Annotated in this window: 25 protein-coding genes; 12 read left to right on the top strand and 13 right to left on the bottom strand. The window is 40.4% G+C overall.

Annotated elements, in window-relative coordinates; translation table 11 throughout:
• The first annotated feature begins 10 nt into the window (after positions 1-10).
• Positions 11-946 (top strand): LacI family DNA-binding transcriptional regulator, encoded by a 936-nt coding sequence (locus N4627_RS08820; protein ID WP_040530641.1) that lies wholly within the window; start codon positions 11-13, stop codon positions 944-946.
• 97 nt (positions 947-1,043) lie between these two features.
• On the opposite strand, the gene N4627_RS08815 is transcribed toward N4627_RS08820, so the two are convergent.
• Positions 1,044-1,244 (bottom strand): LBP_cg2779 family protein, encoded by a 201-nt coding sequence (locus N4627_RS08815; RefSeq protein WP_003716400.1) that lies wholly within the window; start codon positions 1,242-1,244, stop codon positions 1,044-1,046.
• Positions 1,245-1,470: 226 nt separating this feature from the next.
• Here N4627_RS08815 and N4627_RS08810 point away from each other — a divergent pair, with 226 nt between their 5' ends.
• From N4627_RS08810 to hisS, 3 genes are all read left to right on the top strand, one after another.
• Complete coding sequence (locus N4627_RS08810) at positions 1,471-2,091, top strand: LVIS_2131 family protein (protein WP_003716401.1); 621 nt, start codon at positions 1,471-1,473, stop codon at positions 2,089-2,091.
• 97 nt (positions 2,092-2,188) lie between these two features.
• Complete coding sequence (locus N4627_RS08805; RefSeq protein WP_003716402.1) at positions 2,189-3,364, top strand: MFS transporter; 1,176 nt, start codon at positions 2,189-2,191, stop codon at positions 3,362-3,364.
• A gap of 146 nt (positions 3,365-3,510) precedes the next feature.
• Positions 3,511-4,788 (top strand): histidine--tRNA ligase, encoded by a 1,278-nt coding sequence (gene hisS, locus N4627_RS08800; protein ID WP_003716403.1) that lies wholly within the window; start codon positions 3,511-3,513, stop codon positions 4,786-4,788.
• 75 nt (positions 4,789-4,863) lie between these two features.
• Here hisS and N4627_RS08795 read toward each other — a convergent pair whose 3' ends face one another.
• Both N4627_RS08795 and N4627_RS08790 read right to left on the bottom strand, forming a co-directional pair.
• Positions 4,864-5,865 carry a D-2-hydroxyacid dehydrogenase gene (locus N4627_RS08795; RefSeq protein WP_148444419.1) on the bottom strand — a complete coding sequence of 334 codons (1,002 nt, stop codon included), beginning with the start codon at positions 5,863-5,865 and terminating at the stop codon, positions 4,864-4,866.
• Positions 5,866-6,014: 149 nt separating this feature from the next.
• Positions 6,015-6,656 (bottom strand): NAD(P)H-hydrate epimerase, encoded by a 642-nt coding sequence (locus N4627_RS08790; protein WP_003716405.1) that lies wholly within the window; start codon positions 6,654-6,656, stop codon positions 6,015-6,017.
• Positions 6,657-6,772: 116 nt separating this feature from the next.
• Between N4627_RS08790 and N4627_RS08785 the strand changes: the two genes are divergently transcribed.
• Entirely contained in the window at positions 6,773-7,090 is a 318-nt protein-coding gene (locus tag N4627_RS08785; RefSeq protein ID WP_260964768.1) for a DUF7671 family protein, read from the top strand.
• Between the two features lie 165 nt (positions 7,091-7,255).
• On the opposite strand, the gene N4627_RS08780 is transcribed toward N4627_RS08785, so the two are convergent.
• Entirely contained in the window at positions 7,256-7,654 is a 399-nt protein-coding gene (locus N4627_RS08780) for a DUF488 domain-containing protein (protein WP_003716407.1), read from the bottom strand.
• Positions 7,655-7,718: 64 nt separating this feature from the next.
• On the opposite strand from N4627_RS08780, the gene N4627_RS08775 reads away from it, so the two are divergent.
• The 7 genes from N4627_RS08775 to N4627_RS08745 all read left to right on the top strand — a co-directional run bounded on the left by N4627_RS08775 (position 7,719) and on the right by N4627_RS08745 (position 14,670).
• Positions 7,719-8,354, top strand: coding sequence for a DNA-3-methyladenine glycosylase (locus tag N4627_RS08775; protein WP_124031512.1), 636 nt, complete (start codon positions 7,719-7,721; stop codon positions 8,352-8,354).
• A 2-nt stretch (positions 8,355-8,356) separates the two neighbouring features.
• The gene (locus N4627_RS08770) at positions 8,357-9,532 is read left to right on the top strand and encodes an ATP-binding protein (protein WP_260964767.1); all 1,176 of its coding nucleotides are present in this window, start codon (positions 8,357-8,359) and stop codon (positions 9,530-9,532) included.
• The gene (locus N4627_RS08765) at positions 9,529-10,824 is read left to right on the top strand and encodes a vWA domain-containing protein (protein WP_191336887.1); all 1,296 of its coding nucleotides are present in this window, start codon (positions 9,529-9,531) and stop codon (positions 10,822-10,824) included. The genes N4627_RS08770 and N4627_RS08765 overlap by 4 nt, the downstream gene beginning before the upstream one ends.
• Positions 10,821-11,114: a hypothetical protein gene (locus tag N4627_RS08760; protein WP_003716411.1), complete on the top strand. Its 294-nt coding sequence runs from the start codon at positions 10,821-10,823 to the stop codon at positions 11,112-11,114. The genes N4627_RS08765 and N4627_RS08760 overlap by 4 nt, the downstream gene beginning before the upstream one ends.
• A 45-nt stretch (positions 11,115-11,159) precedes the next feature.
• A complete protein-coding gene (locus tag N4627_RS08755; RefSeq protein WP_003716412.1) occupies positions 11,160-13,073 on the top strand; it encodes a M13 family metallopeptidase in 1,914 nt (637 codons plus the stop codon).
• Positions 13,074-13,444: 371 nt separating this feature from the next.
• Positions 13,445-14,071, top strand: a complete 627-nt coding sequence (locus N4627_RS08750; RefSeq protein ID WP_040530655.1) for a helix-turn-helix domain-containing protein — start codon at positions 13,445-13,447, stop codon at positions 14,069-14,071.
• Between the two features lie 89 nt (positions 14,072-14,160).
• A complete protein-coding gene (locus N4627_RS08745; protein WP_003716415.1) occupies positions 14,161-14,670 on the top strand; it encodes an O-acetyl-ADP-ribose deacetylase in 510 nt (169 codons plus the stop codon).
• A 128-nt stretch (positions 14,671-14,798) separates the two neighbouring features.
• On the opposite strand, the gene N4627_RS08740 is transcribed toward N4627_RS08745, so the two are convergent.
• The 9 genes from N4627_RS08740 to greA all read right to left on the bottom strand — a co-directional run bounded on the left by N4627_RS08740 (position 14,799) and on the right by greA (position 23,589).
• Positions 14,799-15,491 carry an ABC transporter permease gene (locus tag N4627_RS08740; protein ID WP_003716416.1) on the bottom strand — a complete coding sequence of 231 codons (693 nt, stop codon included), beginning with the start codon at positions 15,489-15,491 and terminating at the stop codon, positions 14,799-14,801.
• 12 nt (positions 15,492-15,503) lie between these two features.
• Positions 15,504-16,253, bottom strand: a complete 750-nt coding sequence (locus N4627_RS08735; protein WP_260964766.1) for an ABC transporter permease — start codon at positions 16,251-16,253, stop codon at positions 15,504-15,506.
• Positions 16,243-17,130: an ABC transporter ATP-binding protein gene (locus N4627_RS08730; RefSeq protein ID WP_003716418.1), complete on the bottom strand. Its 888-nt coding sequence runs from the start codon at positions 17,128-17,130 to the stop codon at positions 16,243-16,245. Before N4627_RS08730 ends, N4627_RS08735 begins: the two co-directional genes overlap by 11 nt.
• A gap of 125 nt (positions 17,131-17,255) precedes the next feature.
• Positions 17,256-19,193 (bottom strand): FtsX-like permease family protein, encoded by a 1,938-nt coding sequence (locus N4627_RS08725; RefSeq protein ID WP_124031507.1) that lies wholly within the window; start codon positions 19,191-19,193, stop codon positions 17,256-17,258.
• A 2-nt stretch (positions 19,194-19,195) separates the two neighbouring features.
• Positions 19,196-19,951 (bottom strand): ABC transporter ATP-binding protein, encoded by a 756-nt coding sequence (locus N4627_RS08720; protein WP_260964763.1) that lies wholly within the window; start codon positions 19,949-19,951, stop codon positions 19,196-19,198.
• A 384-nt stretch (positions 19,952-20,335) separates the two neighbouring features.
• On the bottom strand, positions 20,336-21,322 hold the full coding sequence (locus N4627_RS08715; protein WP_003716421.1) for a sensor histidine kinase: 987 nt from the start codon (positions 21,320-21,322) through the stop codon (positions 20,336-20,338).
• On the bottom strand, positions 21,312-21,995 hold the full coding sequence (locus N4627_RS08710; RefSeq protein ID WP_003716422.1) for a response regulator transcription factor: 684 nt from the start codon (positions 21,993-21,995) through the stop codon (positions 21,312-21,314). The genes N4627_RS08715 and N4627_RS08710 overlap by 11 nt, the downstream gene beginning before the upstream one ends.
• A gap of 100 nt (positions 21,996-22,095) precedes the next feature.
• Positions 22,096-22,848, bottom strand: coding sequence for a nicotinamide riboside transporter PnuC (gene pnuC, locus N4627_RS08705; RefSeq protein WP_003716423.1), 753 nt, complete (start codon positions 22,846-22,848; stop codon positions 22,096-22,098).
• Positions 22,849-23,070: 222 nt separating this feature from the next.
• Entirely contained in the window at positions 23,071-23,589 is a 519-nt protein-coding gene (gene greA, locus N4627_RS08700) for a transcription elongation factor GreA (protein ID WP_260964760.1), read from the bottom strand.
• Positions 23,590-23,602 lie beyond the last annotated feature (13 nt).

Raw genomic sequence — 23,602 nt, 5'->3', positions numbered from 1 at the left:
GGGAAGAAGTATGGTAGCTAAACTACAAGATGTGGCTAAATTAGCTGGTGTTTCCGTAACAACTGTGTCACGGGTAATTAACAATTATGGTTCCTTAAGTGAAAAGACCATTAAGAAAGTTCATCAAGCAATGAACCAGTTAAACTATCAGCCGAATGCTCTTGCACGGGCAATGCAAGGAAAACCGTCAAAATTTATTGGCTTGATTTTCCCTAATCTTACGAACCCGTTCTTTGCTGAATTAGTTAATGAGTTGGAGCACCAGCTTTTCCTAAAAGGGTACAAGACGATTATTGCTTCTTCGGCTGAAAATCGCGAAATTGAACATGAGTACTTAAACATGCTTTTTGCTAATCAGGTAGACGGAATTATTTCAGGTTCCCATAACCTGGGAATTGAGGAATATCAGCAACTGACTGCGCCAATCGTTTCCTTTGACCGTTATCTTTCTGATAATATTCCAATTGTTGCAGCCGATAGTTATCGTGGTGGTAAATTAGCCGCTCGTTTTATGATCCAACATCAGGTGAACCGGTTGGCAGTAATTGTTGACGAGGATACCTCCGTTTCGCCAACGTTAAATCGGCTGCAGGGGGTAGTTGACTATCTGAATGATCAGGGCCACAATTTCGTAACCTTAACTAAAGAAGAAATTGACCAGACAGACTTTGCCAAACAATTTGATGGTGTAATTGCATCGAATGATGTTCAAGCACTAAGGATCATTTCGCAGTATCGACAAAAGGGGTACCAAGTTAATCGTGACTTTTTTGTCACTGGATATGATGGCTCACAATTGATTTGTCAAATTGCCCCACAATTACCGACTGTGGTTCAGCCAATCCATGCCCTTGCTGAGAATTTGATTTCGACATTATTTGAACGGATAGCTAACCCGAGAAAGAAGATTGAATCAGTAACATTACCGGTAAAATTTAGGGAATAATCAGTTCACTGTTCTAATGAATAAATTAGAGTTTTTTATACATATAAGGCCCCTAACATTCATTTTTCTTGAATGCTAGGGGCCTTGTAATATTAAATTAATCGTTACTGGTGTTGTTGCTTTGCATGAACCGTTCAATTAATTCGGCTTCTTCATCAGTTGCGTTACTGTTACCAGATTTGATATCGTGAATCCGTTCAACAGATAAGTGACTACCAAAAGCAACCTGATTATCGTTCATGTCGTGCTCACGTTCAAATTTGATCAATTCCTGGGCAATTTCGTTCAAATTATCCATGAAATAAATTTCCCCCCTTAGTGCTATTTAGCAAAGCTAATATAAGATTAACTAGTCCTATTGTAGAACATTCTTTGATTCGATGCCAAAATTAAGTTTATCATAGATTGCGAGAATGAAATGGAATAAATATTTAAGTTTTGGTGATGTGGGCGGACAATGGTATGATTTTGTGTGATAATCAATATAAGTTAAGTCTATTGAGAAGAAATGGAGAATTAAAATTATGAGTTGGAACTGGCTAGGCTGGTTAATGTGGATTCTTGGAATTGGCTTTTTAGGTTTTGTAATCCATTATATTCGGGTAAAGCAGCTAATGTTAATTGCTAAAACGAAGAAACGGTTTGATGGTAAATTGTTTACCCAGTATGTGGTAATGAGTTTGGTGGCTATTTTATGGTTAGGAAGCTTGGTATACCTTCGCTTTATTCAACCGATTAACTACAATGATCGTCAACAGGTACAGCTATCCACAAAGTACCAACCATTACAATTACATGATCAAGGGAACGATTATTATTATGTTCTTGCTAAGCATAGTACATCAGGGAAGCGACCGATCGTGTCATACACTTATTGGGCTGATAATTCTAAGTACATGGTTAGTTCCCGATTTAGTTCAATTAGTGATGGAGCGCAGCTTATTCCTGTTGAAGCAACGAGCTTACCATGGAATAAGGAAAAACTGCAGAAAATTGATAACGAATCAGGACATGCATTTGCTGCGGTGATGACGGGCCATTACCGTAATACACCGTTAAATGGTCTTAGCTTACGAGCAAATCATATTGCGTCTAGTTATACTCTGCTTCGGGTGCCACAGGAAAACATGGTAGCTGAACACTAATTAATTATAAGGATTTAATATTGGGATTGAGATTGTATCTCAGTCTCTTTCTTTTTGAGGAGTTCAGTAAAAAGTTGTGGGATTAGAAAAAGAACGAATGAAGAAAGAAAAAACGGTTCAATTAAAGTGGGTGGCATTAGCAAGCTTGCTGAATAATACTGGGGCTGCCTTTATCTGGCCGTTAACAACGATGTATGTTAACAAATATTTAGGACAAACGTTAACAACTGCGGGAGTAGTGATGCTCCTGATATCAATTGCAATGATGGCTGGTAATTACATTGGGGGATGGTTGTTTGACCATTGGAGTTCTTATCGAACGGCTTTGCTAGGCGTGACATGTTCGACCATTCCGATTATCCTACTGATTTTTATTCACGGTTGGCCATGGTATGCGGTGCTGATGGTAATTAATAGTTTTGGTGATGGGATTAATATGACGATTGTTAATTCCTACGGGACGGCGGTTGCCAATCACCCAGCACGCTTCGTGTTTAACTACATTTACATGGCATTTAATGTGGGGGTAGTGTTGGGAACCCTTCTTGTGGGTGTCTTATTGCCGATTAGTGTCGTACTGGTCTTTAGCGTTGCCTCGGCATTCTATCTAGGCTTAACCCTAATGGTACTCTTTACGTTTAATATTGAGGTTAAAAGTATCGGACAGCAACGCTCAAAGCCAGGTCGACGAATCAAGGGCCGTTCAAAATTTATTGCCCTGGTATTCTTAATTTTGATTAATGTAATGACGATTCATATTAGTTATTCGCTTTGGGAAAGTGTTATGGCAGTTCATATGACTAATATGGGAATTCCGTTTTATGCATATAGTTTATTATGGACACTAAACGGGATCATTATTATTATCGGTCAACCATTAGTTAACAAGTTAAGTCCCTATATGCGGCTTTCAACCCAGATTGTGTTAGGAATTTTAATTTTTGCCAGTTCGTTTTTCTTCTTAATCTTTGCCCATAACTTGGTCGAATTTGTAATTGACTTTGTGGTTTTGACGATTGGGGAGACATTGAGCTTTGCAGGATTGCCAGCATGGATTACTCAATTGACTGGGACTGCTAATGCTGGTCACTATCAAGGCTTGTACAATATTGTCATTTCAGTTGGCCGAGCAATTGGGCCGCTTTATGGCGGGTATGTAATTGAACACGGCAATTATCAAGAACTATTTTTCTCGGTTTTCATGCTGATGATTGTTACCTTGATGTTTGTAGGAATAAAATTATTTCATATTCACCAGCAGCAGGCACGGTAAAGGTACAAAAAGTCTGCTAGCTATGGTAAAATCACACATGGATAATTAAGATTAACGATTAATTATAGAGAGACGATTTAATTTATTAGTCGCCCTCTAAGGCACTTTGTCTTAGGAGGGCGCTTTATTTTGAAGGGAGTACCAGTATGGAATACCAAAAACCAAAAGGAACCGCAGATTTACTACCAGGGACGACTAATCTTTGGGAAAAGGTTGAAAAAGTTGCGCGTGAAGTCTTTGACCAATTTGGTTACCGCGGTATCCGGACACCGATGTTTGAAGATTACAATGTCTTTTCACGAAATGTTGGTGATACTTCGGACATCGTTGAAAAGGAAATGTATGATTTCCATGATAAGGGTGACCGGCACATTGCCTTGCGTCCAGAGGGAACTGCTGGTGTTGTTCGGGCATACGTTGAAAATAAGTTGTATGGTCCTGAATATCCTAAGCCATATAAGGTTTACTACATGGGACCAATGTTTCGCTATGAACGTCCACAATCAGGACGCCAACGGGAATTCCATCAAATTGGTGTTGAAGCATTAAATAATGAATCTCCACAAATTGATGTTGAAGTAATCGCAATGGCAATGCAGCTGTTTAAGCGGTTCGGTGTTCCAAATGTGAAGTTAACAATTAATACTTTAGGTGATAAGCAGGTTCGTGAAGACTATCGTGAAGCATTGATTAACTTCCTGAAGCCCCACTATGATGAATTGAGTTCTGATTCTCAGGAGCGGATGTACCGGAACCCTCTCCGTGTTTTAGATAGTAAGGATGCTGGAGACCAAAAGATCGTTGCTCAAGCACCATCCATTTTGGATTACCTGGACGAAGAGTCACAGAATTACTTTGATCAAGTTCAATCCCTATTGAAGGAACTTGGAATTGATTACGAAATTGATACCAACATGGTTCGTGGTCTGGATTACTATAACCACACGATCTTTGAAATTATGTCAGATTCACCAGTATTTGGGGGCGGCTACACTACTGTTTGTGCGGGTGGTCGTTACAATGGCCTTATTAACCAGCTTGGTGGCCCTGAAGAAGGTGGAATTGGTTTCGGAATGGGAGTAGAACGATTAATGTTGCTCCTTCAACAAGAGAATCCAGAATTTGCTCCTCAAGATCAATTAGATGTCTTCTTTGCTAGTGCAAATGAAGCTGGCGATAACCTTGCCTTTAAGATTCTAAATCAAATCCGTGATAAGGGCGTTGTTGCTGATAAAGATTACAGTGGCGTTAAGGTTGGTAAGCAAATTAAAGAAGCTTTCCGCCGTAATGCAAAGTACTTTGCGGTCTTTGGTGAACGTGAAGTTGATGAAGGGCAGTTCCAACTAAAGAATGCTGCTACTAAGGATACGGTTGATGTTAAGATTGCAGATTTTGTTGCTGAGCCAACAAAGTATTTGCGGTAAATAGTAAAGGGGCCAGGAAAAACATTTTGTTTTTCCTGGCCCCTTTATCTATAATTGATAATTTTTATTTAAGGTTTACTTTACTTCAACTGGTGTTTCTGGAGTGTTGCCTTCAACTAATGCGAGGTTATTATCGAATGCCTTAACTACCATGTTGCGAACTGCGTGAGTAGTGTAGAAGGCGGTATGTGGAGTTACCAATACATTAGGACGGTCAATTAAGTCCTTCAAACGTGCATCTGGGAAGTCTTTACCTTGCCAGTCTTCGTTGAAGATCCCAACTTCGTCTTCGTAAGTATCCATAACGAAACCAAAGAGCTTACCACTATCCAATGCCCGAACAACAGCATCAGTATCTACTAATGCACCACGTGATACGTTAACAAGAACTGCGTCATCCTTCATCTTAGCGATAGTGTCATCGTTAATCATGTTAATAGTATCCTTCAATGCAGGAACGTGAAGGGAGACAACATCAGCTTGCTTGTAAAGATCATCAAGTGAGTCTACGTAGTAACCCTTCTTTTCAAGTTCAGGATTCTTGAAGGCATCGTAAGCAATAACCTTTGCGCCGAAGCCTTCCATGATTTGCATGTAAACTTGGCCAATGTGACCAGTTCCGATAACCCCAACAGTTTGGTCACGAACTTCACGACCAATAGTTGGTGCCCAGCGAAGGTCACCCTTAGCGATCTTTTCGTCTAAGACCTTGTCTTGACGAAGAACACGTGCAGTTTGGATTGCGGCATGTTCTGCGATTGCGTTTGGTGAGTAGACTGGAACATTGGTAATTTCAAAGCCAAGTTCCTTAGCCTTATCCATATCAATGTTATCAACCCCAACGTTCCGCAGTGACATCTTAGTGATTCCTAAGTCTGCCAATGCTTGAAGCGTTTCAGGAGTGTAATCTAATTGTTGGTATACAACGACCCCATCAGCACCCTTTGCTAAACTAGCAGTTTCAGGTGTTAATAGCTTATCGGTGAAGTCAACCTCAACTGCAGGATGAGCAGCAGCCCATTCCTTTAAATAAGGTTCTTCATCTTTTCGGATACTAAAAGCAAAAATTTTACTCATAATGGTCCCTCCATTTAAGATAGTTCAAATACAATAGAATCATATTAACTATGAGAACTATTTCACTAATTATCTGAGATAATGCATCTAAAATCAAGCTTATTCAGTGATATTTTATACATTTAAATTAAAAATGAATATTAATATCACTAATCGTCAACTGGATATGTCCCCATATCACTAGCAACAACTACCCGACCAGCATGTTTTTTACCAGCACTTTTAGTTAAACCAACCTTATTTACAGCAAAGGTAACGGTTGCCGTTGCATTAACGGCAACGCCCATTACTTCTCCAGTATCGGTATTAATACCTGATGGCATATCAACGGCAACCACCACGGCGTCACTATTATTAATAGCCTCAATTGCTGTAGCATAGTTGCCTTCAACAGGACGATCAATGCCGATACCAAACAGGGCATCGACAATCAATGATGCGTCTTTCAGAACATTAAGATCTGAAGTTTGCGGAATTTTATAGTACTGACAAATTCGATCTTGAACTTGGTGTTCATTGGAAGCGTGGTCCGGATTACCAACATTTAGAATAGTGACTTTTACACCGGCAATATGGAGGAGACGGGCGACATCTAGTCCATCTCCGCCGTTATTGCCACTTCCGGCAACCACCACAATGTTTTGTAAATTCAACGGAAATGCATTTAGTACTTCATCACGAACTGCCAATGCTGCGCGTTCCATCAATACTAATGACGGAATGCCAATTGTGTTAATTGTGTATGAATCATAGTGTCGCATTTGTTCAGCGGTAATTGCTTTGTCTGCCATAATGGAAACCTCCTGAATATAAACTACCTTTAGCTTAGCACTTTTTGTTAATTGTGAGCGGGACTAGAGGAGAGTAGAATATGGTTAGGTTAACTTATGGCTGGAGGAAGAGAATAGTGAGTAAAAAAGGAAAGTATGAAGTTCAACGATTTACATGTATTCCGGTTGAGACAGATGATAACGGTCAGTATCAACTGAAAGTAGATCAACAAGGGAACGCCAAGATCCATATTTGGCGAACCGGGAAACATACAAAGGGAAAATATCAACGGCCCGGGCAATTGATGTTAACGGAAAATAATCTGATGGCCGTTATTATTGCCGCTGAGCCAATGGCATTTAAAGATCGTCATAGTGAAACGCCACTTCAACGTTTTCTAAAGACTTTTGTGGATGATGCGGTTTTGCAGCAAGGGTTGAAGCTATTAAAATAAGTTACTGTTAAGGCCAAAAGTACAATTTTTAGCATAATTACTATCATAATTTAAAACAATAACCCCCGAAAATCGATTTTCGGAGGTTATTGTTGCTTAAAAAGGATATCTAAATGCTAAAAATCCATTTTTGGCGTTTATCTTTAGAGCATTAAGGAGATTATGTTAATTTTCGCTTTTTTTAACTGAGTGAACCTTAACTCCCAAATCAGATGCGAGCTTGTCCGCAAGAACCACAGCTTGGTTATGTTCTTCATCCTTGGCACCGTAAAGTAAAATGACGTTTTGGGATTTTAGTTCTTCCTGAATAATTGCACGAAGGGTGTTGTAGTAGGAAGGCGCAGTTGCAATCTCATTCAGGTAGCGTTCCTTAAATTCTGGGAAGCGGGCAACATCGTGACCATACCACTTCCGCAAGTCGTTACTTGGGGCAACTTCTTTCATCCACCGGTCAAGGTGTGCTTTTTCTTTAGAGATCCCACGGGGCCAAATACGGTCGATAAGGATTCGGTAGCCATCTAGGTCAGCAGGCTTTGTATAAATTCTTTCTAACTTTAATTCCATAATAGTGAATCCCCTTCTAATTAGTGATACTTTTAGAATAGTACAAGTTGAGGAGGAATCAAGGATGCTAACAAAATATCAACGGTTTTTCACAGGTCGTCCTACAGAAGAGATTGCCCGATCGTTATTAGGAAAACTAATTACTTATACTAGTGTCGATGGGTCAAAAACTGGTGGATTAATTGTGGAAACTGAAGCTTATCTTGGCGAAAATGATTCTGCTTCACATGCATATAATGGTCGACGAACGAATTATTCTGAATCGCTTTATGGTAACCCGGGAAATATTTATCTTTACCAGATTAGGGGGCATTACTGCTTTGACGTAGTTGTTCAGGATGCCGAAGAGCCTCAGGGAGTCCTTATTCGGGGACTAGAACCGACTGTTAATCAGAAACAAATGACAATTAATCGGGGGATGAGTGGCTTTAATCTTAGTAATGGTCCCGCAAAGTTGGTTCAAGCACTCGGAATTCATTCACGAGAATTGGATGGTCATCCATTAGAAACAAGCCCCTTAACGATTGAACTTACTGCTGGTCGGAAGCCGCGTGAGATTACAACGACAAGCCGGATCGGGGTGAATTTAAAGGGTAAGGATGGTCGGAAACCATACCGCTTTTATGTTAAGGGAAATCCTTACGTTTCTGGTTTGCGGAAGCGCGAAATGAACTTAGATAACCATGGATGGGAGGAATAGCAATGGCCCTGACATATCAGCAGCTCCTGATTACGGTCCCATTAGTTTTACGCGCTGGAAATGTTCCCAGCATTGTGGGTGAAGCTGGCTTAGGAAAGTCCGCCTTAGTAGAGGAAGTTGCTAAAAAGATGGACGCTAAACTATATACCACCGTAGTTAGTTTGAGTGAAAAGGGAGATCTTGCAATTCCGGTTCCGCCGCTGACTAGCGACTTCTTTGTTGAAACAAAAAATCATGGCCGTTTAGCAAATGTTCAGTTTGGTTATTCTGAAACGCTGGTGTCAATCGTTCGCTATGCTGAAGAGAATCCTAACCGAGCTATTATTTGGTTCCTGGATGAATTTAATCGGGGACCGCAGTCTGTTCAGAGTGAACTGATGAATCTGGTTCTCCAACGTCAAATTAACAGTTTGCGTCTTCCGGAAACAGTTAAAATTGTGATTGCCGAAAATCCGGATAACACGATGGAAGGTTTTGAAAATAGTGAATATGCGGTTTCAACTGGTGATGCGGCAATTAAGGATCGGACTGTTCGTTTAGTAATGGCTAGTTCGACTAATGAATGGCTCGAGTGGGCTAAAAAGCCCCGTGGACAGGATAAGCGTTCTCAAATTAACCCGTTGGTAATTGAATATTTAACACAATATCCAAGCCGTTTAGTTCAGCCGCATCAATTTGGCTCTGATTTAACACCAACACCAAGAGCGTGGGAGCGAGTTTCGCGGAACTTGGACCAATTACAGAAGCTTCCCGGAAAAGTACAAGCACAATTGGCACCTGACTTGTTTAGCGGTGATTTGGGAACTGAAATTGGGGTTTCGTTTGCTAAATTTGTTCAAGCTCACGGGGTTCGCTTAAAGGTAAGCGATATGATAAACCAAGCCGGACTAGAAACTGACTTCCAACAATTAGAAGAAGCAGATAAATTATCGCTCTTACGTGAATGGGTTAGAAAATATCCGGAAACGTTAGCCCAGAATAGCGGGGCAGCCAATTTTAGTTCATACTTAACCGGTATTAGTCCGGATGGCCAATATTCGCTTATCCAGCAAGTCGGTGAAGACGATGAATTATTAAATAAAATGTATAATACCGCTAAAGAAGATCCTGCCGGTGCGGTGGCAGAATTGTACGAAACTGGTGCTCAAATAGCTACTTATGGAGACCGTGGCGAATGAATCAACTAGCAAAAATGCTTGAGCAATTAAGAAAAAATACTTCAGATTATGAAATGACTCAGCGTGTTCTTACTCAAGCTATTATTCAGGTTCTCCAGAGTCAGCGGATCCTTGGTGAAATTCTTCTGCAAGTTCCGCGACGGGTTGTTCAGGAACAAGATGCAACTTTGGGTCTCTTTTGGCAGAAAGATCAGATTGAGTTAAGGGTAGTTCCTCAAAAATTAGCCGAATTGCGAAGTGATGAAGTAGTAATTTTGTTAGAACATGAGGCTCTTCATTTATTATGGCAACACCCGCTACGTTATGCTAATTCTCCTACGCCAGAACTAGTTCAATTGGCAACGGATATTGCTGTTAATCAATATTTACCAGAAGTTCCCCGTGAAACAATGACGCTAGAAAAACTGCAACGTTATTTGCAACGGCGAATTTTGCCGCATCAAGATTCGAGTAGCTATCTTCGGTTGTTAAAAAATCTGTCAGATCAAGATAGGCAGAAGCTACGACGAAAAGGTAAACGGGGTGCAGACCAGGATACTCAGGCAAAGTCTTCTCAGGTGGTTCAAGAAACGCATCAGGGATGGCAACTAGGGGATGCTCAACCTACTTCAGGAATTCAACAATTGCGGTTAGCTCAGTTCAAGAAGATCTTGCATCAGGCATATATGAATACTCCGAAAAAGGATCGTGGATTATTACCAGGTGATATTTTAACAACTTTATTGAAACCACAGATAAATAGTCGGTTTACTTGGCAGCAATTAGTTAGCCGCCAAGTAGGGACATTAGCTGCGGGAAGAGAAGAAGCAGCATACAGGTTCAATCGACGTCAACCCTGGCGGATGGAGCTTCCGGGAGCAGTTAGCCGACTTGTTCCCCGAGTTTTAGTCTTTGTTGACAACTCTGGATCGGTGACTGATGATGAGCTGGAAAAGATATTAAGTCAGATTAGTTACTTGACGAATAGCGATCATCTTCCGGTGGAAATTTATCCGTTTGATGCGCGTGTTCATTCTGAGCATTATCAACATATTGAAAATGGCAAGCGGGTTATTTTTCACCGAGTTGGTGGCGGAGGAACAAGTTTTCAATGCATATTTGATTTTCTCCATGATCGTCATATTAATCCGACAAACTCATTAGTAGTAATCATGACTGATGGATGGGGTGAGCAAAAGATTAACCCGTACAATTTCCACCAGGTCGATTGGTTGGTAACGGGGGCAACTACAGATTTATCACTTCAACGTCCGGTTGGGCGGGTTCTTAGCTTAAAGAAGGAAATAAAATGACTGAATTATTAAAGCCGACAGTAATGAAACAGATCTTAACCCATTCGAAAGAATACCAGCGGGCAGTCAAGCTCCTGAACGTTGATTGGGATCTGGGAAATCAGATGCTCTTTCAGGACCGGGTAATGGCTGCGGATATAATTCTAGCTCGTCAGCTACAACACCATCACTTAATAATCGGGAACGTTAACCTTGATGATTATCAAGCGGTTGGTCAATTATTAAGCCAGCATTCTCAATGGTTTAGTGGAGCTGCGCGGTTCGAGCTCTTAAAGCCCTTTAATGGATAACGGATAATTAAAAATAGTATAATAAATGTATGACTGATAAGGAGGATGAAGAGCGTGACAGTGAATGAACAAGAAATAAAAAATGACTTATATGAAGCAGTTAATGGAGAGTGGTTAAAGGCCGCCAAAATTCCTGATGATAAGCCAGCAACCGGAGGCTTTAATGACCTTGTTGACGAGATTGATAAGCAACTCATGGATGATCTAGATGCTTATGCAGAGGGAAAAGAAAAAAGCGATGATTCTCGTTTCAACGAGATGGTAAAGCTATACCGGGTTGCTAAAAAATTCGATTTCCGTAAAAAAGTTGGTCCCCGGCCCCTTAAGCGGATGCTTACAAGTATTGAAGAATTAAAGTCATATGATGAATACCAGGGTCAATGGCGGAACTGGATTATGGCGGGGATGCCGTCACCGGTTGTCTTTGATATTGATGCTGATATGAAGAATGCAACTGTTTATGCTCTGTTTGCTTCTGCTCCTTCATTGATCTTGCCAGATAAGAGCTATTATGAAGACGATAAGAAAGAGCAGCACGATCAATTATTGAAACTATGGTCATCAATGGTTGCTACCTTGATGGACAAGCTGGGTTATAGCAAAGATGAGGCTGCTAAACACATTGAAAATGCTAAGAAATTTGATGCCTTACTTGCACCAAATGTCAAAAGTGCTGAAGAAGCGGCTGATTACAGTAAAATGTATAATCCGCAAACCGTCGAAGAATTAGCAGGTTCAACTGATCAGCTTGACCTGGCAGATGTGATTAAACGGTTGGTTAAAACGACTCCGGAAAAGGTCATTGTAACCGAACCAAAATACTTTAAGGCGCTTAATGGGATCTTAACGGATCACTTTGAATTGTTTAAGAGTTGGGCATTAATTAACGTTATCCGGGCTAATGCTAGTTACCTTGATGATGAGATGCGGGAGATTAACGGTCGTTATAGTCGAGCACTTTCTGGTAGTAAAAAGCCAATCAATCAGCGGAAATTTGCTTATTACTTGGCACGAGATGTCTTTAGCCAAGTAATGGGTGACTATTACGGGAAAAAGTACTTTGGTCCCCAAGCCAAGGAAGACGTCCACCATATGGTTGAGCAGATGATCAAGGTATACAAGGGCCGACTAGCTAACAATGACTGGTTAAGCAAGGCTACCCGTGATAAGGCGATCTTGAAGTTAGACAAGTTGGGTATTCAGGTCGGGTACCCAGATAAGATTCCAGCACTTTATGATCAAATTAAAATTGATGAGGGTGAGTCATTAATTGCAAACCTCAATCAAGCTAACATTGTCGCAAATCGTGAGATGTTTAGTCGGTGGAACAAGCCTGTTGACCGGATGCGCTGGGAAATGAGTGCGGCAACCGTAAACGCATATTACCACCCGTTTAAGAATATTATCGTCTTCCCGGCCGCAATCTTGCAGGCACCATTCTATTCACTAAAGCAAAGTAGTAGTGAGAATTATGGTGGAATTGGTGCGGTAATTGCTCATGAAATCTCGCATGCCTTTGATAATAACGGGGCCCTTTTTGATGAATTAGGGAACCTCAATAACTGGTGGACAGAAGAAGATTCCGCCCATTTCAAGCAGTTAGCACAAAAGATGATCAAAGAATTTGATGGAATTGAATTTGCTGGTCAGAAGGTTAATGGGAAGTTGACTGTTTCCGAAAACATTGCTGATGCCGGTGGCTTGAGCTGTGCCTTAGAGGCTGCCAAGCAAGAAGATGACTTTGACGCCAAGAAGTTCTTTATTAACTGGGCAACAATTTGGCGAATGAAAGCCACTAAGCAGTATGAACAACTGTTACTTTCCATTGACGTTCACGCTCCGCAAAAACTCCGGGCTAATATCCAAGCCGAAAACCTCGATGACTTCTACTCCGCTTTCAACATCCAACCTAATGATCCGATGTTCAAAGCCCCTGAGGATCGGGTGAATATTTGGTGAGTGTGTGAGCCGTGACGAATTAGCAACTGAGCACTAGAAAATCCCGGACGATGATTGGCTTGCAATCAAGGACGGGATAGCTAGGCGGAAGTTGCGGTCACGGCTAACAGTCCTTGGTAATGTTGCATTAGAACTGCTAGCTCTAGCAAGTTCCTGGCGAGCACGTTTTAGCTATGCTGCAGTAGCACTGATTGCGGCACTTCTACTTCTAAGGTAAGTTCAAAAAGTTCCACTTGTCTTGCGAGAATAGACAAGTGGAACTTTTTTGTTGCCACGATGCTTAGCGTGACATTTAACGTACTTTTGGTTATCTTAGTATCAGAATTATTTCCCGGGAAATCAATTTAATATCGGTGGAGGTTAAATTGGAGATGAATTTTGCTCAAAAAATGAAATCTTATCGACAGAAGAATAATTGGACCCAGCAAGATATTGCTGAAAGGCTAAATGTTTCACGAAAAACAATTTCCAGTTGGGAAAATAGCCGAAGTTATCCAGATATCTTTATGTTGGTTCAAATTAGTGACCTCTACCGTGTAAGTTTAGATGATTTATTACGGGAGGATCATAAAATGATTGATAGCTATAAGCAAGAACATGAAATAAATAAAAAAGAACGGCGGACTTTTATCTTTAGCTACATTATTAACGTTATTATGTCAGTAATTTTATTAGCAAAGCCTGTGATAATGGGTAACTTAACTCTGCGAAAGTTCACGTGGGTATTAGTATTAGCGCTAATTTTCAATACGGTTGTTCTTCTAAAGTATATTGACTGGAAAAGGTTGAAGATGAAGTACGGATTCTATATTTGTTGGCTTGTCTTGGCTGTGATGCAATTTGAGCTAACTGCTTCGTCACTTTCAGTAATGCCAGGAGATATCCATAACTATTTAGGATATGTTTCTGGAAGGGTTACGGGATATATCTTATTTGGCTTTTGCGTTACCGCTACAATTTGGCTATATCCGCAATTTAAATCCAAAATTGAACAGTAAGAATCGACAGAGGAATTAAATCTTTGAAAGAGGGGATTTAGTTCCTCTTAAGTTCTATAATAAAAAATATCAGGACAGGAGGGAGAAAAATGCACCAGCTCAAAGCAATCCAAGGAGATATTACTCAGGTTCACGTTGACGCGATTGTCAACGCTGCTAATACAACGTTACTTGGTGGCGGTGGTGTTGATGGAGCGATTCATCGGGCTGCTGGCCCTGGATTGTACGCTGCTTGTTTGAAATTTCATGGTTGTCCAACCGGTGAAGCACGGATTACACATGGCTTTCGTCTGCCAGCAAAGTACGTTATCCACACGCCGGGACCAATTTGGCATGGCGGTACTAATGACGAGGACGAATTGTTAGCTAATTCATACCGGAATAGTTTGCAGCTTGCTGAAGAAAACGATTGTCGTACGGTAGCTTTTCCTTCTATTAGTACTGGAGTGTATGCTTTTCCGTTAGCTCGGGCTGCTCACATTGCCATCACAACAATCCGTGATTTTCTTAAAACGAGTCAGGTTGTCGATGAAGTTGAGATGGTCTGTTTTGATCCAATCACCTATGCAGCTTACCAAAAAGAAATCAAAGAAGAATAGTAAAAATAAACTTCAAGAACTTAATTGTAAAGCTCTTGAAGTTTATTTGTTTAAAATCTTTTTCTTCTAAACGCTAAGTATCCTAGTCCTGAAATCAAAACGATATAGCAGCAAGTTCCCCAGAAGAGTTAGCTGTTAGAAAGCATGGAAGTGGGATGGTAGGATGCGTAATTATAATATTGAGTTGTGAGATTAGTCATGTTAAGGGGGTTCCACTTGAGGATTTGATCAATTCCCAAGTTAGCGTTTAGTAAACTTGCAGAAAAGCCTCTCCCCATAAAAATGATAATCGCATTAATCGCAATAACAATTGCATCGGAGTTAATCAGACAAGAGAAGAGACACAGTAAGCTGATAATTAAGGTTGAAGTTATGATGTCAATACCAGTCGTCGCTAGCATGTTTACTACTAGTGGCTGATGGTATTTATAAATACTTGTCCATGATACTGGTGCATTGAGAAGCGGAATAATATTTAAAAGAACGGTAAAGATAATTGCTAAAAGGTGAAGGGCTACGTTATAGATAAATAGTGCAATGTACTTTGCCATAAAGGTAGCTAGTTTGCTCGATGAATGATAAATCAGTGCAAGGATCGTATTGTTTTGAAATTCTGTTGAAAAAATAGTTGATCCAAGGATGACAAGAATTAGCATAATAATGTCGCTGGAATTATAACAGGTCATCACAAGCAAATTGGAATAGTCTCTCCCCGTTGCTAATCCCATAATAATCATTAGGCCGATCATTATCACGGGCATCCACCAAGTGAGTTTGCGGTGACTGAGTTTATAAAGTTCACGATGTAATTCGGGATACATACTTGTCCCTCCCTATTTTTGGTAGTTTTTAAAGGCCCACAGTCCCAAAATAATGAATAGTAGGGTATAGCAACCATTACCGAGAAATAATTCAAAATTACTGAGATGGGTAATTTTAATTACACTTTGATTAGATAGTTGAACAATGATGTTAATCATATTAAGCGGGTTCCACGCCCATAATTGTTTCGGAAGGATATTCATTAATAGCCCAGAAAAATTAGCTCCCAAAAAATCGACTGCAAGGCCAATAATGATGACAATTGAATTTGACTTCAACAAGATAACCAAAAGTAGTGAGAGAGAAATTGTAAACAGTAGGTAGATAAAAGCGCCTAGAAAGTTATACCCTAACGCTGTAATCAGGGAATAACCATGAAAATTGTCAGACCACGAATAGTTATTTCCTAGAAGCAGCATCAAAATCAGTGAGCAAATAAAGCCAGCCAATAACAAAGTAATCCCATAAACCACTAGAGTAATCAATTTAGCAAAGTAAATGGTAAACGGGTGGTTACTCTTAAAAAGAAGTGTGACCATTGTGTTGTTACGATATTCCATTGAAATAGAATCAGCACTGACAGCAACCATAATAATCGCACACCATTGAATAGCCCCAAATCCCTGAGTGATCAAGAAGGGGTTAACCTTGTATGCAGGAATGCTGCTATAAAGCATTAGCGCGATCATAACAAGAAGGCCGTAAAGAGAAGTTCGCTGGTGAGTGAATTTATAAATTTCTTGTGACAAATTATTTCCCATTTGAATTCTCCCGCCTTTCTTTAAGGACAGTAATGATTTTCTTCTCGAAAGATGGGACATTAGGAACAAGTTCCCGTAACCAGACCTGGTTCTTGAATAGTATTTGTTGAATTTGAGAGAGTGCATCCTTATTAACAATTAGTCCAGTAGAGGTAGGGATTACAGTAATGGAATTAGCGGTTAATAATTTAATGGCGGTTTGATTATCAGTGGTTACCAAGCGATATTGCTGACTGTCTCTTTCTTGAAATTGGGAAACGGGGACATCCATAATGATATGTCCCTGGTTTAAAATGATTACGGAAGTCATTACCTTTTGCAGTTCGCTTAAAACATGACTTGAAATAAGAAATGCGGTTCCCTTGTGTGCATACTCGTGAATTATTTTTCTGATAAGAATGGTAGTTTCGATGTCTAAACCATTCATTGGTTCATCTAAGATCACAAACTGGGGATGGTTAAGTAGAGCTAATGCGATCCCTAATTTTTGTTTCATCCCAATTGAATAGCTTTTGGCCTGACGCTGAATATAGGAATTCATTTGTAGTTTAGTGATTAATTCAGCGACCTCACCTTTATCAGTTGAATATAGGGAGAGATTATCCTTTCCGCTTAAAAATGGGTAAATTGCAGGATTTTCGATCAAGGCCCCAACATTTTGTAGAGCCTTGTGATTATTGGCAGTAATGGGCTGATTGTTAAAAGTAATCGATCCGGTGAATTTTGTTAGACCCAGAAGAGTTTTCATAATGGTTGTTTTACCTGCGCCGTTCGGTCCAATTAAACCCACGATTTCACCCGGCTTGATACTAAATGAAGCATTCTCGATTATCTGCTTACGACCATAGAAAATATTAAGATTCTTCACGGTTAGCATTGAATCATCTCCCCAATAAGTTGAATTCACCTTAATTCTATATGGGGGGGTTCATTAATCAATAGGTGAACAAATTAAAAACTCTTAGTACGCTGAATCTGGTAATACTAAGAGCTTTTTTGAGATTAATTTTCCTCAACCTGGCCATCAACAATTTGACGATATGTGCGGGTAGTCAATCCATAGAGAATAAGGTAAAGGATAAGGAGACTGATTGCTACAATTATTCCCACAGTGATCATTAGCGGAAGGTTGTAGAAGTTAAGTTGAATCATGATTTGCCGAATTGCCGGAATGGCAAAACAAAGGTTAACGATTGCACCAACTACGGGAAGAAGGAAGACCATTAAGACCTGACTGTGAATACTTTTAACGGTTTCCTTTTCACTAAGCCCAACCTGTTGCATTGTCTTAAATCGTTTCCGGTCAGCATACCCTTCAGAAATTTGCTTGAAGTAGATGACGATTGTTGTTGTGATCGCTAGTGCCAAGCTGATAAGGATCCCAACGAAAACTAGTCCGCCGTAGAGACTGTTAATCAACGACGTGATCGTTGCCTTGCCGGTAAATGAAAGGTTATTAATCCCGAGCTTTGCTTGTAAGGCGTTTTCAAATTTAATTCGTTGCTTTTGGTTTCCTGATAATTGGTAATTAAAGGTGGTTACGGTGGTTAATGGTAAGGACTTCGGAAGCTTATTAGCGATAATAAAGGTCGGGGTATAAATACTATGATCAGGATTGAAGTATCCTGAGAAGTGCTGAAGCTTTCTTGCATGATACTTTTGATTGTTAACGATCAGCGTCCCGTCATGCCCCTTATTATTGGTATAGGTTAATGCTTCATTACCCGTGAGATGAACATGCTGATTAGTGATGCGATTATATTCGTTAGTTGTTAATAAAATTACTGAACTACTGGCTTTACTGTCCATTTTTTGAATACTGCCCTGACTAATGAATTTGTTATCCCGCCAGTAGCCATACTGAGGAGTTGTCATTTTGTAAGTTAGGTAATGATTAATTTTAGCGTGGTGCTGACGAGCACTGGTGTTGATTACTCTTTTCTGCTCTTTTGTTAATCCTTGATTGCTTGTAATTACAACGTCTTCTGGAGCGTAGGATTTAACCGTACTACCAATCCCAACGTAAAGGGTAATTGAAGTGAAGAGAATTACAAGGATTGAACTACAAAGCAAACAAATAGTGGCAAGACTGGCGCCATTTTGCTGCATTCGCTGAATCATTCCGGAAACAGCAATGAAATGGCGAGGCTTGTAGTAGAAGTGGCTGTTTTTCTGGAGTAATTTTAAGAGAATGATGCTCCCGATGATAAACACTAGGTAGGTACCGATTACTAATAGAATTACTGCTAAAAGGAAATGTGAGATAGCAGAAATCTTGGGCTTAATTGTGAGTGTAATGTAGTATGCCCAGATTAAAAGAGCAAAGCCTAAAATCCCGGCGATTGAATATAAAATGCCATGACGTTTTGGTGTTACTGCTTCGGGATGCCAGAGCTGGTTTGGAGTTAACCGGTGAAGTTTGACTAGATCAATCACCATAATGATCGCGAAAAGGCATCCGGTTAAAATAATTGTTTTAGTAATTGCTGATGAAACGAACCACGGTTGAGAGATGTGTCCAATATTTAAAAGATAGCCGAAACCAAGGAAGGCTAATTTTTCAAAGATGATTCCGAAGGCTAATCCGGCAACTAGGCTAATGACCATTAAATAGCACTTCTCGATAATTGTCAGGAGTTGAAGATTATGACTGGTCATTCCTAACATGCTATAAAGGCCGATCTCCCGGCTCCGTTGCTGCCAAAGAAAGCGATTGACATAGATTAGGAATGCTAAGGTAACGAGGAAAATGAACTTGAAGCCAAGATCCAACATTGCTGAAGTAACAGCCCCAGTATTAAGTTTCTTTAAGCTTGAGTTAGCTTCAATTGCAAGAAAGATGTAGTTAATAGCGACAAGCATAATGGTCGCCATTAGGTAGGGACCATAACTCCGCATGTTTCGCTTAAAACTAGAATTGATTAATTTAAAGTACAGCATCCTTATTCACCACCGTTCGTAAGGGTCATCATTGTATTGCTAATCTGCTCTTGGTATTCCTTAAGCGAGTCATCGCCACGGAATAATTCATGGTAAATTCTGCCGTCTTTAATAAAAAGAGTTCGCTTAGCATGACTAGCAGCGGCAGCACTATGGGTAACCATGATGATTGTTTGTCCATTACCGTTAACAGTATCAAAGAGATCAAGAATTTCATTACTGGTATTTGAATCAAGGGCACCGGTTGGTTCGTCAGCTAACAGGAGATCGGGTTGAGCAATTAATGCCCGGGCAATTGCTACCCGTTGTTGTTGACCACCAGATGTTTCTGTTGGAAAACGATCAATGATTTTGTTAATCCCTAATGCTTTAGCAAGCGGCTTAACCCGTTTAGCCATTTCTGCTACGGGAACCTGGGCTAGAACCAACGGGAGGTAAATGTTATCTCGGTTGGAAAGACTATCCAGGAGATTAAAGTGCTGGAAAATAAAACCAAGGTGTTCGCGACGGTACTTAGCTGCCTCGTCAGCGGTCAGATCGCTTAAATCTTGCCCGTTTAATAAAATTTCACCGGCACTAGCCTTTTCTAAGGTTGCGATGATATTCAACAAGGTACTTTTTCCAGCGCCAGATTCACCCATGATTGCGATGTATTCACCAGCGTTAACGTCAAAGCTAATATCTTTGAGTGCGTGAACTGGGTGACTTGAATTAGCATTATATGTTCGTTTAATATGGCTAAGGTGTAAGAGGTTCATGATGATTGATCCTTTCTTTGATGGTTGAGTTTGTGAGGATTGGGTAGCTGAGGTTCTAGGCGACTGAGTCAAAATGTGTTCGCCGTGACCGCAACTTCCGCCTAATGTTTGAATGCAACATAGTCAAAATGTGTTCGCCCTAATGCTTCGAATGCAACATAGTCGAAACGCGCTCAGCCTAAGCTCCCTCAAGATAACGACCTCTCTCCTAGGCGATAGGTCGCCTTCGTCGAGAGAAATCGTTATCATCCGGGAGCTTTTTACGGCTTCACGCTCTATTTCATGGCTCACACTCTATCATTATTATAAAAAGGCTCTCCGGCAATTGGTACTTACAGAATTGCGGAGAACCTTACAGAATTGTAATGTTTATGGGCTGGGTTGTTACTTTTTAATGGTCTTGTGCCTGACATTATTTCCTGGGAAATGGAGAGTAGCACAAGTTCCTTGACCGGTTTTGGATGTGATTGTTAGATCGAAATTTAGCTGGGCGGTGATCTTTTTAACTAGATATAGTCCCATCCCCGTTGATTTAGTTGTTTGGTGACCGTTTTTGCCAGAAAAGCCATTGTCATAGATGCGGGGGAGATCACTGCTGGGAATTCCAGTCCCCTGATCAATAATTTGGAGACTATTATCAACCCAATTAAAGAAAATCGTTGCTCCATTAGGCGAATATTTAACTGCGTTTGCTAGAAGTTGGTTGATACAGAAGCGGAGCCACTTTTTGTCAGTTAAGACAGAAATCCCATTAAGGTGTTGGAGTTTGGGGACGAGCTGACGACTAATGAAAATAGAAGAGTTTTGCTTCAGGATCGTCATGATGAGTGCTTCCAGGTTAACCCATTCAAAATTAAAGTCATTACTAGACATTGCGAGTCGTTCATCATTTAATAACATTTCTAAATGGTAGTTTGCTTGCTGGACAGCTTGGCGGATTACTTTGCTGGGAACCATATCGTTATTTTCCGCGGCTGCCTGTAAACTGGTCAATGAATTTTTGATTTCGTGAGAGTACAGTTCAACATGGTCTAACTGCTCTTGCTGATGATTACGCAAGCTACGGATTAAATGATCGCTTTTCCGTCGTTGTAACTTATTAGTATGGAGAAGTTGAGCTTCAATTGGAGTGCTTGCAGGGATGCCCTGTTCTTTAATGATTGCTTTTAGCCGTTTAGCAGATTGGTAGCTATTGATGAAGAACCAAATTACTAGGAAAGGTAAGCTAAAGCGAATAACATCCCAGAAAAAGCTCTTGGGGATGTAATACAAAATTGTTAGGAGCTTAATAATCCCGAGAAGAAAAAGGTAGCCAATGGTAAGCGGTAAAAATGACTTTAATTGGTAGAACCAGAATTTTTTATTTTGCATGACGGGTCACCAACCGATAGCCAATTCCACGTTCAGTTCGCAGATTATCATTCAAATTGACAGTTGCTAGTTTAGACCGCAGCCGACTGATATTAACGTTTAAAGTATTATCATTAAGAAACTTACCACCCTGCCAAAGCCATTCAAGAAGTTGCTCCTTAGTAACCGTTTGATTTAGGTGGGTAATGAGAACGCCGAGAAGGGCGCTTTCAGTGGGAGATAGCTGAACGCTTCCCTTGGGTGTCGTTAATTCATTAGTGAGTGAATTGAGATCATTCGTGTCCCAATTGAGGTTGTCTACATTGCCCGGTTCCTGACTTCTACGGAGAAGTGCCTGGATTTTAGCGAGCAGGACAGCAGTAGAAAAGGGCTTCATGATGTAATCGTCAGCTCCAGAGGCGATTGCGTGCATAATATTACTATCAATATCCGCTGCCGAAATAACAATAATCGGTGCTTTTGTAATTTGCCGCACAGCACTAATCCAATAAAAGCCGTCAAAGGTTGGTAGGGTAATATCAAATAAGATTAGGTCAGGGTCAGCTTCTTCCACTTCGTCCGCCACGTGATCCCAATCTTTAACGGTGATGATTGTGTGTTTCCATTTTGCTAATTCAGTTCTGATCGTTTTGATAATTGTGGGATTGTCTTCCACAACGAATACTTTAGCCATCTTTGAACCCCCAAAAAGTCAAATAACTAATCAGATCATACATTAAGAAAATCCCCAACTCAAATCACAAGGACCTGAGTTGGGGACTAGTAAGTTTATGTTAGGCTTGGGTATTTAAGTTAGCGGAGTACTTAGCTTCTTCTTTTTCAAGACGAGCACGTTCACGCTTGTTGTACCATGGTGAAATGGTAAAGGCCAAAACATCATTGATGATGTAAACCATACTGTTAACGGCCATTGCTAATGAAGAATCACCTTGGGCAAATGTGATCCCCCAAAGAACCATTTGGAAGATTCCAGAAGCCAACCACCAGAAGTACTGGTTGTTGTACCGTAAGAAACAAATAACACCAGCAGTCAAACTAATTGAGAAGCTAATGGCATCAATCCATGGCCGTGGATCATTAGTTAAGGCACCAATAAGGTAACCAGAAACTAGGTAAACAACAATTGTTGAAAGAATAGCAACAACCCAGGTCTTACCAGTGAATTTCCGGATTTTGGAGACCATGTTAATATTCCAATTAGCAGAGAGCAAAACTGGAATATCCAGAGTAATAACGTAGGCAAGCTGTTCACCAATACTGAGGTAGTTCTTGGCGCTGAAACCAACAATGATAAAACAGATAGCAGAAAGGATCCCTAACCAACCGTTAACGGATTTGGCAGCGTTAATTGCTAAAATACAAAGAACTCCTAATGTTGTTCCGATAAAAGTAATTACCGTGATCCAAGTAATTTTATCGTTTACCAAGGTCATTACCTGACAGCCAAGGCTGAAGAAAAACAGGTAGTAGTTTTGTTGAGGCCAACCCTTAAGTTGGTGAGCGAGAAAGTGTAAATAGTTCTTCATTACTCAAAGTCTCCTATATCAATATATTGTGTCCACGTTAAATGAATAAAAGCAAAAAATACAATATGTTGTGGACATCGTGCAAATGCAACGAGATCTAGTATAGCATTCTTCGCTAGCGAAACAAGCAGAAAATTAGCCAATTAATCAGTCGATATTTGCCTTAATTAGGTTAGTGCAGGGGACCGAGTTAATTTCAAAATATTTTTTTACGAAGCTGGTTTAAACCGATTCCTCAGGTGAGGTTAATCGAACAGCTAAAATTTTAACTTGGTAGGTGGACTGTGGTGCCTGAACTGGAACTGTTTGCCCCACCTTTTGATGTAGTAGTGCTTGCCCAAGCGGTGAGTCAAATGAAATCTTTTGCTTTTGTAAATCAGCTTCTTGCTTACCAACAATTGTATAGTTAACCTGTTCATCATCGTCTATAAATTGGAGAGTAACTGTAGTTCCAAGATCGATGGTTTGCGAGTCAGTAGGTTTGATGATTTCGGCATATTGAAGCTGCTTATTTAAGTAGCGCAACCGACTTTCCAAATGGCGCAATTCACGTTTAGCGGTACTATATTCGGTGTTTTCTGATAAGTCGCCGAGGGCTCGGGCAGCTTTTAGCTGAGCAATCTTGGCAGGACGCTGTGCTTGTAGCTTTTCGATTTCCTGCTCAATTTCATGATAGCCGGTTGGTGTCATTTTCTGAAAATATACGTGAGCCATTGCTTCTTGGATCTTTTTACGTTGCATTGAAAATCGCTCC

The sequence above is a fragment of the Limosilactobacillus vaginalis genome, assembly GCF_025311515.1.
Taxonomy (GTDB): Bacteria; Bacillota; Bacilli; order Lactobacillales; family Lactobacillaceae; genus Limosilactobacillus; species Limosilactobacillus vaginalis.
This window is presented reverse-complemented; position numbering and strand designations above follow the sequence as displayed.